This is a genomic window from Waterburya sp. (assembly GCF_058530065.1).
On sequence record NZ_JBZNBU010000253.1, the window covers coordinates 1 to 14,798 of the forward strand.

Here is a 14,798-nt window from a genome sequence, read left to right on the forward strand (position 1 = left end):
AAAGCTGAACTGAAGCTTTCGTCCCTCAAAAAATACAATTTTGTGACTTTTTTCGCCACAAGTTTTCCTCTTCCGAATTTCAATTTTTCATTTGACTCTCTTTTTTTCCTTACTCAGACTTTTTCAGTAAGCCCTAAGTAGTAAGTAGTAAATAAAAAATATTTCCTGCTCTAGCTTACTCCAGACTCAATTCAAAAACTATAACTATGGTTTTCTAGGTTGATGAGGTTTATCATCGAATAATTATGTTTTTAATAGCATTAAAATTATCAACAATACTTACTACTTATTACTTATTACTTATTACTTATTACTTATTTTTCGTATAAGGAGATAATTCCGACCATAAATGAGGAAAAGACTGCTGCAATGCTGTTGCTGTTGCTAATTCCATATCGCGGTAATCAAAGCCAGGGGAAACCGACTCTCCCAAAAGTCCATAATCTCCTGTTTCTAATACTGCTGCTTTCCAATATCCTCCAGGTACTAATAATTGACCGACTTCTCCGCGATCAAAGTTTAGCCCCAGTTTATTTTTTTGCAATTCTCCCGACGGACTAACAGTTAAATAAGTAATAGTCGATCCTGCCTGAAAATAATGGAGGATATCCGATTTATTACGATGAAAATGGTCGATAGGGCGATCGCTAGTTAACATATAATAAATTGATGTGAGCAAGCTGCGTTCTTTTCCCACTCTATTGGTTTCCAAATTGCGATCGCAACGATAGGTTTCGCGAAAGTAGCCCCCTTCAATATGTTCGATTAAACCTAAATGTTTAATTATTTCTTCTTTGGTCATCATGATTTTAATTATTAAGACTCTGCCAAACAGTTAGATCTAGTTCATTTAAAGAACGAAGAATTAAATCGGCGATCGCAAATTTAGGATGATTCAATCGATCCGCTTCAGGAATAGCAATACACTGCATTTGTGCTGCTTTAGCTGCTAAAACTCCATTGAGAGAATCTTCCAAAGCCAGACATTCTTGAGGATTAACTTGAAGCTTATTAGCAGTGGTTAAATAAACTCCAGGATGAGGCTTGCCTAATACTTCCGATTCGGCTGAATATACTTCAGTAAATACATCTGTGAGGTTAAGTCGTTTGAGTGCTGCATGAATAATTTTCAAGGCAGAAGAAGAAGCCAGGGCAATTTTTACTTGTTGTTGGCGGACAAAAGATATGGCGTTTTCAATACCAGGTAACGCTTCTCCTTTAAATGTAATTAATTCAATTACTTTGTCTACGATTGCCTGTTCTACTTCCTCTTTTTTCAGGTTTTGCCAGGGATATTTTTGATACCAATAATCCACTACTTCGTCTATTCTCAGACCTTTAGTTTGCAGACATAATTGAGAGTTTAGTTCAATATTCACTTGTTGGAAAACAAGTATTTCTGCTTCCTGCCATAAAGGTTCGGAATCAATTAACAAACCATCAAGATCGAAAATTACTGCTTTAATCGTCATGATTAATTATTGAGTACTTAAGATGACGTTATGAAGATAGTTCTTTAAGATTGAATAGACAATTTACTACTATTGATTGCTTAATATCAAGATATTTTGAGTTTAGCACTGTATGGCATTTCTCAAATAAATCGATTAGTGTAGTTACAATCAACTCTCGAAAGTTGCGGAGTAAAATCAAATGTTGAATTACAGTATGGTGATTCAGTGGTCAAAAAAAGATGACTGCTTTGTGGTTACTTTACCCGAATGGGGCGAACTATGCCAAACTTATGGCGATACCTACGAAGAAGCATTAAGCAATGCCAAAGAAGTATTACAACAAATGGTAAATTCTTCTCTAGAAGAAGGTTCTTCTTTACCAGAAGTAGCTGTTTTTAAGGGACAATTACAAAAAGCCTAGTATCAATTCACAATTTTCTTTGCTAGTTGATTATTTATCCAACCTTACCAAAAATTCAACAAATAACTGGCAACTTGTAACTAATAACTGATAATATAAGCGTTGCCTCTTGCGGGATTAAGAGAATAAAATTATGGCATTGGTGGTTCAGAAATATGGCGGTACATCGGTTGGATCGGTCGAGCGTATCCAAGTAGTTGCCAATAGAATCAGAAAAACAGTACAACAAGGAAACAGCTTGGTAGTAGTAGTTTCGGCAATGGGTAAAACTACCGATACCTTAGTTAAGCTAGCCAACGAAATATCTAGCAATCCTTGTCGGCGCGAGATGGATATGTTGCTATCTACAGGAGAACAAGTAACTATCGCCCTGTTGAGCATGGCATTACAAGAATTGGGGCAACCTGCTATCTCTTTAACTGGCGCACAGGTAGGAATTGTCACCGAAGCAGAACATAGTCGGGCGAGAATTCTGCAAGTATGCACCGATCGCCTTTTCAGACATCTAGATCGAGGAGAAGTAGTGGTAGTTGCTGGTTTTCAAGGAGTTAGCAGTACCGAAGAACTGGAAATTACCACTCTGGGTAGGGGAGGTTCCGATACTTCTGCCGTGGCTTTAGCTGCTTCCCTCAAAGCAGATCGCTGCGAGATTTATACCGATGTTCCTGGTATTCTCACCACAGATCCTCGTCTCGTACCCGACGCTCAATTGATGTCAGAAATTACCGCCGATGAAATGCTGGAGTTGGCGAGTTTGGGCGCAAAAGTATTGCATCCCCGCGCGGTAGAAATTGCCCGTAACTACGGAATGCCTTTAGTGGTGCTATCTAGTTGGAGCGATCGCCCTGGGACTAAAGTTATTTCTCGTTTGCCCCAGCCAAGGTCTTTACAGGGGATGGAAATTGCTAAAGCCGTAGATGGGGTAGAATTAGACCGCGATCGAGCCAAAGTAGCTTTACTGCGAGTGCCAGATTTTCCTGGAGTAGCAGCTAATCTATTTGGGGAAATTGCTAATCAAAATATTGATGTGGATCTGATCATTCAATCCATCCATGAAGGAAATAGCAACGATATTGCCTTTACCGTGGTTAATAAAGTCTTAAAACAAGCTGAAGCTGTAACCTCAGCGATCGCTCCCTCCCTTCGCAGTCAAGTGGATGCCCTACAAGAAGCAGAAGTAATGGTCGAACGTAAGATTGCTCAAGTAGCTATTTCTGGGGCGGGAATGATCGGTCGTCCTGGGATTGCTGCCAAGATGTTTAAAGTGCTGGCAGATGCCAACATTAACATTCAAATGATTTCCACTTCTGAAGTTAAAGTAAGTTGCGTCATTGACGAGTCAGAATGCGATCGCGCCCTATATTTATTGTCTCAGGCTTTTGATGTGGATCTTAGTTCCCAAAAAGAAATTACTGGTAATAAATATGCGGGAGAACACCCCCCCGTTAGAGGTGTGGCTCTAGATAACGACCAAGCTAGAATTGCTATTCGTCAAGTACCAGACAAACCAGGAATGGCAGCCCAAATCTTTTCTTTACTCGCTAACAAGAATATTAGCGTCGATGCAATTATTCAATCTCAACGCTGTCATATTATTGATGGCATTCCCACCCGCGATATTGCCTTTACTGTCGCTCAAAGCGATACTGAAGCAGCCTGTAACGCTATTGGTGAATTAAATGAAAAAATTGGCTGTGGAGAAGCTTCGGGAGATACGGAGATCGCCAAATTAAGTGTAGTTGGTGCGGGAATGATCGGACATCCTGGGGTAGCAGCTAAGTTCTTTGCTGCTTTAGCTAAAGAAAAAATTAATATCCAAATGATTACTACCTCAGAAATTAAAATTAGTTGTGTAATCGATCGAGAACAAGGAGTAAGAGCTTTGAAAGCCGTGCATACTGCTTTTGATTTGGGCGGTAAAGAACAAGTAACTATTCCTACTTAATTTATTTGATTGTTCGAGTTGATAGCTGAAATAATAATTAAAACTTTAAGATTTTTGGGATTTGCCGAACTCTTGGGGAGAACTCAACTTCCATAATTAATAGTAATTTTCGTCTTTTCTCTAGATCTAGCTCCTTCTACTTCAAAGGTTACAATCTAGATGTCAACCAAATTACAATCTCTAGTAAAAATTTACTCCTTGAGGAGGATGCGATCGTCAAATCCAATTAGGTAAGAATGATACTAGTTTGTAGAATATAAATGCCGAGCAACCTATGTGAAACATCAGCCAAGGGTTAAATATTTTTCCCATTATTCTAAGGGTATGACTAATTACCAAAGCTAAATGGTCTTGCGTGGCATAATATAACTTGAATTAACAACAGAGGACTAATAAGACTAATATGAGCGATATACAAGAAAAAATCCAACAAGAACGAGAAGCAGCAAGAGAAGTTTGTAGCACCGAAGGAGCTACTTCTGGAGAATGTGCAGCAGCTTGGGACACAGTAGAAGAGCTTTCTGCTGAAGCAGCACACCAAAAGCAAAAAACTCCTGAAAAAAGTTCTTTAGAAAAATATTGTGATGACAATCCCGATGCTTTAGAGTGTCGAGTTTACGAAGACTAAAGCTATTTCGTTTGCTTGCAAAGTCTTTAAATAGACATTTTCCCGCACTCGATCGCCGATCGAGGCGGGTTTTTCATCATAATTACAGTTTATTAAGATTAAACAAAACAATAACTTTTGATTATTAGACTGAAAGAAGAGAGTTTTTTTTCTTTTTGGTTAAAATTATGGAGATAAAAAAAGAAACTGTTTATACACGTTTATACAATTGTGTCGATGGATAACAATCTTGTAGGAAAAACTATTCAGGGACGTTATTACGTCGTCGAACAGCTAGGACGGGGTGGTGTGGGGGTTACGTTTTTAGCTCAAGATCAACAGTGTTTTGATAGTAAATGTGTTGTTAAGCAATTAAAACCCAAATCTGCTAGCGATAAAACTCTGGAAATAGCCAGACGCTTATTTAATCGGGAGGCAGAGATTATGAATCGCTTGGGAGATTGCGATCGCATTCCTCGATTGTTAGCCTATTTTGAAGACCAAAACGAATTCTTTTTAGTTCAAGAGTTAATTGAAGGACACGACTTAAGTAACGAAATAATACCAGGGCAGCCTTGGTCGGAAGAAGAGACGATTGGTTTGCTCAAAGATATTCTAGAGGTCTTATCTGTAGTCCAACAAAACAGCGTCATTCATCGAGATCTAAAGCCTTCTAATTTGATGCGTCGCGATCGCGATCAAAAGATCGTGATGATTGATTTTGGTTCGGTTAAACAAGTAAGTACCCAAATCATTGATGCCGCAGGACAAGTAAAACAGACCGTTGCGGTAGGAACAAAATCTTATATGCCTATGGAACAAATGATGGGTCGTCCTGGGTTTTATAGCGATATTTATGCGGTAGGAGTGATCGCCATCCAAGCATTAACGGGAGTGCATCCCAAAACTTATACTATCAGTCAAAGCGGTGAATTAATGTGGCGCAACTTATTAGAAAACCCCCACAAATATCGACCCCAGTTTTTAGACATCCTCGATAAAATGGTGCGCTATCGCCATCAAGAGAGATATAGTTCGGCGGGAATGGTTTTAGCCGATCTAGAACAATTGGATGATCGCACGGTTTTAGTTCCAAAACACAATCCCGACCCAAATATCTCCGAGCCTAATAAAACTAAAATTATTAACCAACCGAATTCTTCAAATAACTCAAAAGGAATTGCTTCAGTCAACCCCAACCCCACAGTAATACTCAAAAATCAATCTCCACAATCTAATCATAAAACTAGTTCGGAATCTGCTGGAGGGAAACAAGCGGGAGCAAATACCGCTAAAAAATTCCCAGTAAAAATGCTGGCTGCGATCGCAACTTCTGCGGCTTTAATCCTAGGCGGAGTAGGCTTTTGGGTATCTTCTAACCGAGGTAATAACGATCCAGAGCTAGCTTTATCTTTGTATGAAAATAATGAATATGGCTTTAAAGTCAATTATCCCGAATTGTGGTCTCAACAAAAGCGAGACGATCTTTTTGCCACTGGGGTAGTATTTTTCTCGCCCAAAGAAGATGACTCAGACAATTTTGACGAGCGTGTTAGCGTGTTAGTTGAAAATTTATCGGAAGGTGCTTCTTTGGATGAATATACAACCGAATCCATCGATGAGATCAAACGTCTATCAGATCCTTATGTTAGAGAACCAGTAGAGATCGAACTGGGAAATAGTGAAGGGAGAAGAGTAGTCTATACGGGAGAAGAAAACGGCAGTACGGTACAAAGGATGCAAACTTGGTCGGTAAAAGATGGCAAGGCATATATTATTACCTATACGGCTCTAATCAACACCTACAATAAGTATTTGCCCGCCGTCGAAGAGATGATTGAATCTTTTGAAACTGTCGATAACTAGAAACTACAAACTAAGAACTAAAAACTACTTTTTACTTCTTAATTTTTTTATCCTTAACTTAGGTTAACTACAAAAGCTGATAAGATGTGACTTCTAAAACTTTACCTACCATTGCCATAGTCATTACATCTTCGCGAATTTTACCTTCTATCTCTACTTTAATTCCTTTTCGCTCCAACTCGGTCGGATAGTCTTTCAACTCGTAAGTAGTGCCATCATCGGTCACTAGAGTCCAAACACCAAAACCAAAGTCTTTTTTATCTATTGCGCCTTGTACTTTCATATTTGCTACAGTTTAAAATATAACTAAATAAAAATATAAACCGAAATTAGAGGCGATTTTGGTTTTGTCTGTCTTGAATTACTTGAACGATTAAATCGCTAAAAATAGGATCGTTGATTCTTTTAGCAGCTTCAATTAAAAGGTCTGATTCTGGTTGAGGATCGTCTAAGGTTTTGCGGGGTACTGCCACTAATAATGATAAATGGGAGATTAGACGGTCTAATTCATCGATGATGCGCGATCGCTTGGCATACAATAACTTTGCAGTACGACGTATGGAACGTTCTCTCTCTAGCTGTGCTAGTAATATATCTCTCTTGGGTGATTCGTCCATTGTGTGATTCCCGAAGTATGTATTATTTTTAGCTAGAGAATCTTCCCTTATGCTCAAGAATAGCTGCGGTAATAAAAAGACTCACTATTAGCATTAAAGCTAATTAAAATTAGAATGAAAACCTTTGTATAAGTTTGACTGCACGAACTTAACAGTTCTCTAATAGTTGTTAAATATCGCAAACAAAGATAGCAACATTAATTACTAATATAAAAAACAAAAAGAACAATCTGCTTTTGATTTGGTAATTAAGCTACAATTTTTAGGAAAACTTTATTATCTATTCAAGTTTAAATTTAATATCCCTAGATATATGTTTTTAACTGAGTTGACCCCCGCATTGCAAAAACTAATTCAGCAGCCTGTCGCTTTTGCTGGTGGTTTTGTGTCTGGAATTTTGCAATTAAAATTAAACGAAGAGCCTTTATCAAAATGGCTTGAAGAACAAGGATACAATACCTCTGACAATAGTAATTATAGTTCTGCGACTTCTAACAATAGCAGCAAACCTCAATCAATCGACATAGATTAAATTTAAGGCTAGCGCGATCGCGCTAGCTTATATCGGAAGATTTTTTAGTACAATTGCTTCAAATTAAATTTCAGAAAAATTGGTCTTGAATGCTTTACTTATAACTATTTACGGGCAATTAGGAGATTAAACGAGAAAACTAGCTCAATTTACCGCAAATAATCTTTATAATCCTTTAAAAAGCAATAATATAATCTATTAATATTAATAATTTAGCTGAGAACCCCGATTATACTGTGAGAGAATATTCCAGACTGTTAAAAGTTGCTTTAACAAATAGATCCACATTTAAAAGTGTTTGGTACTATTAGCAAAAGTATAGTCATCATAGTCATAACAGCACACTAATATTCATTTAAACCATAAGGGAGCATAAAATATGGAAGCCAATACTCCAGAAGTAACCGAAACTCAAGCAACCACAACAGGTTTGAGTAGCGAGTCTCCAGGCACTATCGCTGCAACCAAATCTGCACCTTCCGATACTCAAGTTCAAGAGTATTTGAATATTGGTACAAGTTTTTTGAGTCAAATTTTTGACTATATCAAAGAGTTTGTAGACGAAAACCAAAAGTTGTTAGTTAACTTGTTGCTCATTTTCTTGGGCATTGTTGCAGTCAAAGTTACTTTGGCTATTGTGGCAGCTATCAACGATATCCCTCTATTAGCACCAATGTTCGAGCTAGTTGGCTTAGGCTATACTGGCTGGTTTGTGTATCGTTATTTGTTAACTAAATCTTCTCGTCAAGAATTAGTACAAGAATTTGAATCTCTCAAAACTCAAGTCGTAGGCAAAGAATAATCAATTTCTTTGTTCGAGTAAATTTTTATTGTCAGTTAAGTTATTAAACCGAATCTAAGAATCTTCAGAAATTGGGTTTTCTGGAGGTTCTTATTTTTTTTCCAAAAGTCTCAGTTGGTGGTTAATTCTGCTTTGAACTGCTTGCAAATCTTTAATAGTTTTAAATTCTGCCGAATAAAAACAAGCTTGAATTTTTCTCAAGGTTTTTTCTAGCTGTCTTGCCAGATATAAAGCCTGTTCGCTAACTTTATCCATCTGTTGTTGTTCGTAGACGGCTAAATTGTGCCCTCTAAAAATTTTAACTAGTAGGACTTGTTCCCTATCTTCCTCGGAAAAGGCTAACCTCAGCAAAATTCTTTCTTCTTGATAAAATCTTTCCAGAACTACTTTTTTAGGATGATTGGAAAGATCGAGAGGTATTTTTGCCATCCGTTTGATTTCATCAATCAAAGAACAAAAAATAGGCAATGGTATTTCTTCTAAAGAAGATTGAAGAGATTTATTTTGTCTGGTAACAACAGTACCAAAATCGCTATGACGAGTCAGCTGAATTTCTTCAGTATTGTGCTGAAAAGATGCTTCTAATAACTTTTGCCAAGATAAATTGAAATTTAATTCAGCTAGGAAATCTACTTTTTCTGGTCGAGCTTGGGGTTTCATTTGCTGGGAGACTTCAGCAATCAAATCGGAGATTTGGGCTTCAGCTAGAGCAATTTCTGATTCGTCGGCAAGATTTTCTTGAGCTAAAAGTTCTGCGGGATTTCCACCAATAATGGTTTGTTTGTCATCTAACCTATTGGATTGATTGGATTGATTGGATTGAGCTTGGTTCAAAAACTCTGGCGGAATCTCATATAGAGTTGCTGTTTTGTCGGCAATTCCTTTGGGGGTTTGAGAATCTTGTTTGGGGGTAAGTTCGATATCTTTGAGAAAATCTAAGTCTGCGGGTAAACCATCTAAACTCGAAGAGATATTTGAATTTTGAGATGAGGATTGACTGGTTTCTGGTTGAGAAATCAGAGTTGGTGCAGAATCGATCGCTCGGCGAGGTGGATTTCGATCTGGGCGAAAAGCTTCGTCGATTACGGTGGCATCAATAACAGTTCTATTTCGATCGCTATCTCGATCTCGATTCTGCTTTTCAGACTGTGGGGAATTTTGGGGATAGCTAGCCAAAATTATTTGTAGAGTTTGGTCGTCAATTAGCTTGAGATTGAGATTGTATTTAAAAACCTTGGCAATAGAAGTAATAAACTTCAATGATTCTTCATTTTTAGGATCGATCGCTCCCACCTCCAAATTACTTCCATTTAAACTTAAAGGAAGAACTCGATAATGCCGACAAGAATCAGCAGGAAAAATTCGCTCGATTAGCTCGAAAATCTCTTTACTGTTAGCAAGACAATCAGCAAACATTGCTACGGTCATATCTTGGTTTGTGGAAAAGCTCTGATTAAACTGAGACATTGTGCCTATTATAAAAAATAAATATAAATAATCGCGATCGAGTCAGTAAGGGGAATATTCTTAATTTACCCAAATTAGACTCAAAGATTAGCAAAAAGCTGGATATTTGACTTTATATTCCTCCACTTCGTTACTGGTTCATCAAAAAAACCTTACTTTACTAGGGATTCGTTACAATCTATCTGTCGCTCGTAACCAAGGCTGGCAGCAATGAGATCCTTACCGACAGTTAATTCATCTTCGGGGTTAATTCGCAATCTTCGCATTTTTCATTCTATTTTGCGTCCTTTAGATTTCATCGAAAAACGTACTAAAAGGTATGGCGATTTTTATCAAATCGTGTTTAAAAACGCTCCACCAACTTTGATGACATCAAATCCTCAAGCAATTGAAGAGATTTTTACTACTTCTAGCGATCGCTTGGAAGTGGGGAAAGGAAATCAAATTTTGAAATTTTTGGTGGGAGATAATTCGCTACTGTTATTGGATGGCAAAGTTCATAAAAATCGCCGACGTTTATTAATACCTCCCTTTCACGGGGAATCTTTAGCACAATGCAGTCAGCAAATTGTGAAAATTACCGACAAAGTAATAGATTCTTGGCAACCAAACCAATCTTTCAAAGTCCGAGAGGTCATGCAAGAAATAACCATGCGAGTAATTTTAACCGTAGTATTTGGCATTGATTCTGGGGAAAGATACGAACGTCTGCGGGAATTGTTGACCAAGCTATTGGATTTATTTAATACTCCTTTAAGTTCTAGTTTTCTATTTTTTCCCTGGCTGCAAAAAGACTGGGGCAAGTATAGTCCTTGGGGTCGTTTTTTACGTTTAAAAGCAGAGATTAGAACTTTGATTTATGCCGAAATTCAAGAAAGGAGAGAATTATTAAAATCGGGTAGATCGGCAGAAGGAGATATTTTAAGTTTGTTATTAGTTGCCCAAGACGAAAATGGGGAAGGAATGACAAATGAAGAATTACACGACGAATTAATAACTCTCTTATTTGCTGGACATGAAACCACTGCTTCGGCTTTAACTTGGTTATTTTATTGGATTCATTATCTACCAGAAGTTAAAGATAAGTTACTCGTGGAATTAGATTCCGTAGGCGATCTTGCCGATTATAAGGCGATAAATAGTTTACCTTTTTTAAATGCCACAATTTTAGAAACCCTGAGAATTTATCCGATCGCTTTGGGAGCTTTTGTTCGTACTTTGACTCAACCAATGTCGATTATGGATTGTGATTTTCAAGCTAATACGGCTTTAATGATTTCTATTTATTCTCTCCATCATCGCGAAGATTTGTATCCCAATTCTAAAGAATTTAATCCTCAGAGATTTTTAGCTAAAACTTATTCTAATTATGAATATATTCCCTTTGGGGGTGGCAATCGCCGTTGCATTGGTTCGGCTTTAGCATTACTAGAAATGAAATTAGTGACAGCCACAATTTTAGCCAAATTCCAATTAAATTTAACTAACAATCGTCCTCTCGTACCTATCAGACGGGGTTTAACTCTTTCTCCTCCCTCTTCTTTTAAAATGCGAGTTAAAAAACAACTAACAACTAAATAATGAAAATAGTTAGTCTTTTATTTAAAAAATCTCGCAAAAACATCATTTTAGCAGCACTATCAAGTTTAATTAGTGGTGCTTGTAGTGCGGGAATTCTGGCTACCATTAATTATGCGATCGCCAATCTGCCAGATTTACCATCTTGGTTGCCTGGATTATTTATTGGTTTGTGTTTGGTGTTATTAGTATTTAAGTTTATTAGCTGGGTGCTCACTACTCGTTTATCTCAAGAGATAATTTATGAGTTGCGTTTGACCATAACACAGCAAATTTTAAGTTGTCCCTTGCAACATTTAGAAACTATTGGCGCGCCCAAGTTATTGGCAACTTTGACGGGAGATATTAATACGATCGCTAATTCTTCCCTTCAGTTGTCTTTAACTATTGTTAATATTGCGGTTTTGACGGGAGTTTTTATTTATCTTTGCTGGCTATCTCCCTGGTTATTTTCAATGGTATTTGGCAGTATTACTGTAGGGTTTTTAATCTATAATTTTATTCAACAATTAGGTCTCAAAGATTTTTACAAAAATCGTCAAATACAAGATATTTTATTCGGACATTTTGCTTCGGTTACAGAAGGAACAAAAGAATTAAAATTACATCGTCCTCGTCGCCTGGCTTTTTTAAAAGAAGACCTAGAAACTACTGCTGCCAAGTCCAAGTTTTATTGGGTGCGAGCAATCTATATTATTGCTTTTGGAGCTTCATTAGGCACTATCTTATTTTTTGTCCCCATTGGTTTGATTTTATTCGTCTTTCCTCGTATTAGTGATGTTCCTCCTGAGACTATTTCTAGCTATGCCCTAGCGGTTTTATATATAATTAACCCCATTAGCGATATTGCTTCTTCTTTACCTCAACTAGCTCAAGCCAATATTTCTTTAGATAAAATCGAATCTTTAGGTTTATCTCTTACCGAAAAAATTACCGAGCCAGATTTTCCCACAGGCAGCAGTTTTGATCGCCATTGGACTAGTTTAGAATTAGCCAATATTCATCATACCTACTATAGTGATTCCGAAGAACATCAATTTAGTTTAAATAATATCAATCTACAATTTGAGCCTGGAGAAATAGTTTTTATTGTCGGCAGCAATGGTAGCGGTAAATCTACTCTGCTGAAAATAATTACGGGTTTATATATCCCCGATGGGGGAGAAATTATCTTCAATAAAATCCCCATAACCGATCGCAACCGCGAATGGTATCGCCAACAATTTTCTGTGGTTTTTTACGACTTTTATTTATTCGAGCGTTTAATAGGTATCGAACCCAGTCGCGAGCGGGAAATTCAAGATTATTTAAAATTACTACAAATCGATAACAAAGTTACAATTAACGACGGCAAATTATCCACTACTAATTTATCCCAAGGTCAGCGTAAAAGATTGGCTTTACTAACAGCTTATCTTGAAGATCGTCCGATTTATGTCTTCGATGAATGGGCATCAGATCAAGATCCAGTTTTTAAAGAGATCTTCTACAACAAATTATTACCAGATCTACAAAGTCGGGGCAAAACTATTATTGCCGTCACCCACGACGATCGCTATTACAGTCAATGCCAAAGCGATCGCACTCGTTTAATTAAATTAGATTATGGTTCGATTAGTAGTTAGTTGTTAGTGATTAGTTATTAATTAAGTAGGTAAACACAGGAATTCACAAGATATTATTTTTGTGTCCACAGATTGTACCCACTACCTACTACCCATTACTACTTATCGTTATGCTAATATCGTGACAAATCGAGCAAAAATTCTCTGATGCTAGTTACTAACGATGCGCCACAGATTAGTAAAATTACCACCAATCATTTATTAGCAGTATTTGCTGAATTTTTAGATATCGATGTTAGTGCGGGGGATGCTTCTGAAGATACGATTAAAACCTATACCCGACAGCTACATCAATTTTTACAATGGTGTGATCGCCGTCGTTTAAATCCCGTTTATTTAACCAAAAACGATCTCAAAAAATATCGTCGTTGGGCGATCGAACAAAAAAAATACAAGCCAGCAACGATCGCTTTAAAACTAGCTGTAGTACGTCGTTTTTATCAAGCTGCGGTAGAAAAAGGACTGATTGCCATTAATCCTGCTGCGGGAGTCAAACCCCCCAGAGAAAAATTAGATCCTGCGGAAAAAATTACTTATTTAGAACAAACAGAAGTCGAAACTTTTTTAGCAGCCATTCCCGACGATGGTACTTTAAAATCCGCCAGAGATCGAGCGATGCTTTCCATCATGGCTTTAGAAGGTACTAGAACCGTAGAATTACACCGTGCGGATATTGCTAGTTTGGTCAGACAGGGACAAAACTTAGGCATCAGAGTAGAAGGAAAAAGAAGCATTCGAGTTGTACCTCTAACTCCAGATATTGCCCATCTGTTAGTCGATTATCTCCACCTGCGAGAAGTACAAGGAGAAGTCCTCAAACCCACTAGACCTTTGTTCGTCGTCACGGGAAATAATGCTAGGGGAAAAAGAATCTCTCGTCGCGGTATTCGTTCCATTGTCGATAAATATCTCGATCGCACTTCCCTCAAACACATTCCTGGTAGAACTATTTCCGCCCATAGTCTGAGACACACTGCTGGTACTTTGGCTTTGCGCTCGGGGGCAGATCTGCGCCAAGTACAAGATTTACTGGGACATAAAGATCCCCGCACTACTTCTATCTACGCTCATATTGGCGATCGCTGGGAAAATAATCCCGCCCTCAAACTTAATATTAATATCCCTTCTGTCTAAAGTATTGTTTCAAGATTTTGATACCTATGTTGCTAATGTCAGATGGGTCTTGCTGTTAGGAGTACCTTTAGTGGTGCTAGTGGTGGCAGGTGCTAGCTGGTGGCTGTCGGGGTTATATGAAATACGCTATTGTCTGCTACAAATGTTTGATTTGGAGACTTGGGGAAGATGTATCGGATTACCCGAAGGTTCTCCCTGTCTCCCGCGCACCCAGTCACCCAAAACAGTCAAATGTAAAAAGTCTACCCTTGTAAGGTCTCCCCGTCTCCCAAATGTGTAACTAATTCTGCTTAGATACTTATTTATCGCTACTATCGCTCAAAACTTTTGTATTGTCTTCCAACATTTTGACTTCCTCAATCAAAGTCGCAGTTTGCTCTAATACATCAGGGCTAGTAGATTCTCCTTGGCGAAACATACCAATAATGCCTCCCTCGTAATTAGATGCGATCGCCAAAAAAGCCCCAACCAAAATATAAATCGGTAAGGGCAAAATAAATTGCTTCAGCCAAATACCAAACTCAGCCAAAACAAATAAAATTCCTACTCCTACTAACCAAGCTTTAAGCATCACTCACTCCTTACTACCTATTACCTATTACCTATTACCTATTACCCAACGGTGACAAGTTAAGAAACTTACCTATTAGTCAACTACTATATATGGTGCTTAATTTATTTTTAAACCCTATATGTAGTTTGAGTTAAATCTAGAATTGCCCTCGCGCTCCTGCAATAATTCAAGGTCAT

At 37.7% G+C, this 14,798-nt stretch carries 16 protein-coding genes; 10 read left to right on the forward strand and 6 right to left on the reverse strand.

From position 1 onward, the window contains the following. Positions 1-310: 310 nt before the first annotated feature. A complete protein-coding gene (locus tag AC33VI_RS14945) occupies positions 311-805 on the reverse strand; it encodes a cupin domain-containing protein (RefSeq protein WP_491783062.1) in 495 nt (164 codons plus the stop codon). 4 nt (positions 806-809) lie between these two features. Further along, positions 810-1,472: a hexitol phosphatase HxpB gene (gene hxpB / locus AC33VI_RS14950; protein WP_491783063.1), complete on the reverse strand. Its 663-nt coding sequence runs from the start codon at positions 1,470-1,472 to the stop codon at positions 810-812. Between the two features lie 181 nt (positions 1,473-1,653). Between hxpB and AC33VI_RS14955 the strand changes: the two genes are divergently transcribed. The 4 genes from AC33VI_RS14955 to AC33VI_RS14970 all read left to right on the forward strand — a co-directional run bounded on the left by AC33VI_RS14955 (position 1,654) and on the right by AC33VI_RS14970 (position 6,293). Continuing rightward, positions 1,654-1,875, forward strand: coding sequence for a type II toxin-antitoxin system HicB family antitoxin (locus AC33VI_RS14955; protein WP_491783064.1), 222 nt, complete (start codon positions 1,654-1,656; stop codon positions 1,873-1,875). Between the two features lie 133 nt (positions 1,876-2,008). Next, positions 2,009-3,820 carry an aspartate kinase gene (locus tag AC33VI_RS14960; RefSeq protein ID WP_491783065.1) on the forward strand — a complete coding sequence of 604 codons (1,812 nt, stop codon included), beginning with the start codon at positions 2,009-2,011 and terminating at the stop codon, positions 3,818-3,820. Positions 3,821-4,223: 403 nt separating this feature from the next. Then, entirely contained in the window at positions 4,224-4,448 is a 225-nt protein-coding gene (locus AC33VI_RS14965) for a Calvin cycle protein CP12 (RefSeq protein ID WP_491783066.1), read from the forward strand. 216 nt (positions 4,449-4,664) lie between these two features. Continuing rightward, entirely contained in the window at positions 4,665-6,293 is a 1,629-nt protein-coding gene (locus tag AC33VI_RS14970) for a protein kinase domain-containing protein (protein ID WP_491783067.1), read from the forward strand. Positions 6,294-6,360: 67 nt separating this feature from the next. On the opposite strand, the gene AC33VI_RS14975 is transcribed toward AC33VI_RS14970, so the two are convergent. Continuing rightward, on the reverse strand, positions 6,361-6,576 hold the full coding sequence (locus AC33VI_RS14975) for a hypothetical protein (protein ID WP_491783068.1): 216 nt from the start codon (positions 6,574-6,576) through the stop codon (positions 6,361-6,363). Positions 6,577-6,622: 46 nt separating this feature from the next. Next, positions 6,623-6,910, reverse strand: coding sequence for a hypothetical protein (locus AC33VI_RS14980; RefSeq protein ID WP_491783069.1), 288 nt, complete (start codon positions 6,908-6,910; stop codon positions 6,623-6,625). A gap of 313 nt (positions 6,911-7,223) precedes the next feature. On the opposite strand from AC33VI_RS14980, the gene AC33VI_RS14985 reads away from it, so the two are divergent. After that, on the forward strand, positions 7,224-7,442 hold the full coding sequence (locus AC33VI_RS14985; protein ID WP_491783070.1) for a ssl0294 family protein: 219 nt from the start codon (positions 7,224-7,226) through the stop codon (positions 7,440-7,442). Between the two features lie 379 nt (positions 7,443-7,821). Beyond that, positions 7,822-8,244, forward strand: coding sequence for a CAAD domain-containing protein (locus AC33VI_RS14990; protein WP_491783071.1), 423 nt, complete (start codon positions 7,822-7,824; stop codon positions 8,242-8,244). Between the two features lie 90 nt (positions 8,245-8,334). Here the strand turns inward: AC33VI_RS14990 and AC33VI_RS14995 are convergent, their stop codons facing one another. After that, entirely contained in the window at positions 8,335-9,711 is a 1,377-nt protein-coding gene (locus AC33VI_RS14995) for a GspE/PulE/PilB domain-containing protein (RefSeq protein ID WP_491783072.1), read from the reverse strand. Between the two features lie 210 nt (positions 9,712-9,921). On the opposite strand from AC33VI_RS14995, the gene AC33VI_RS15000 reads away from it, so the two are divergent. The 4 genes from AC33VI_RS15000 (at position 9,922) to AC33VI_RS15015 (ending at position 14,328) form a co-directional block, all read left to right on the forward strand. Then, positions 9,922-11,292, forward strand: coding sequence for a cytochrome P450 (locus AC33VI_RS15000; protein WP_491783073.1), 1,371 nt, complete (start codon positions 9,922-9,924; stop codon positions 11,290-11,292). Further along, entirely contained in the window at positions 11,292-12,914 is a 1,623-nt protein-coding gene (locus tag AC33VI_RS15005; RefSeq protein ID WP_491783074.1) for a cyclic peptide export ABC transporter, read from the forward strand. Before AC33VI_RS15000 ends, AC33VI_RS15005 begins: the two co-directional genes overlap by 1 nt. A 147-nt stretch (positions 12,915-13,061) precedes the next feature. Beyond that, positions 13,062-14,048: a tyrosine-type recombinase/integrase gene (locus tag AC33VI_RS15010; RefSeq protein WP_491783075.1), complete on the forward strand. Its 987-nt coding sequence runs from the start codon at positions 13,062-13,064 to the stop codon at positions 14,046-14,048. Positions 14,049-14,052: 4 nt separating this feature from the next. Continuing rightward, positions 14,053-14,328, forward strand: a complete 276-nt coding sequence (locus AC33VI_RS15015; RefSeq protein WP_491783076.1) for a hypothetical protein — start codon at positions 14,053-14,055, stop codon at positions 14,326-14,328. An 18-nt stretch (positions 14,329-14,346) separates the two neighbouring features. Here AC33VI_RS15015 and AC33VI_RS15020 read toward each other — a convergent pair whose 3' ends face one another. After that, positions 14,347-14,619 carry a hypothetical protein gene (locus tag AC33VI_RS15020; protein WP_491783077.1) on the reverse strand — a complete coding sequence of 91 codons (273 nt, stop codon included), beginning with the start codon at positions 14,617-14,619 and terminating at the stop codon, positions 14,347-14,349. Between the last annotated feature and the right edge of the window lie 179 nt (positions 14,620-14,798).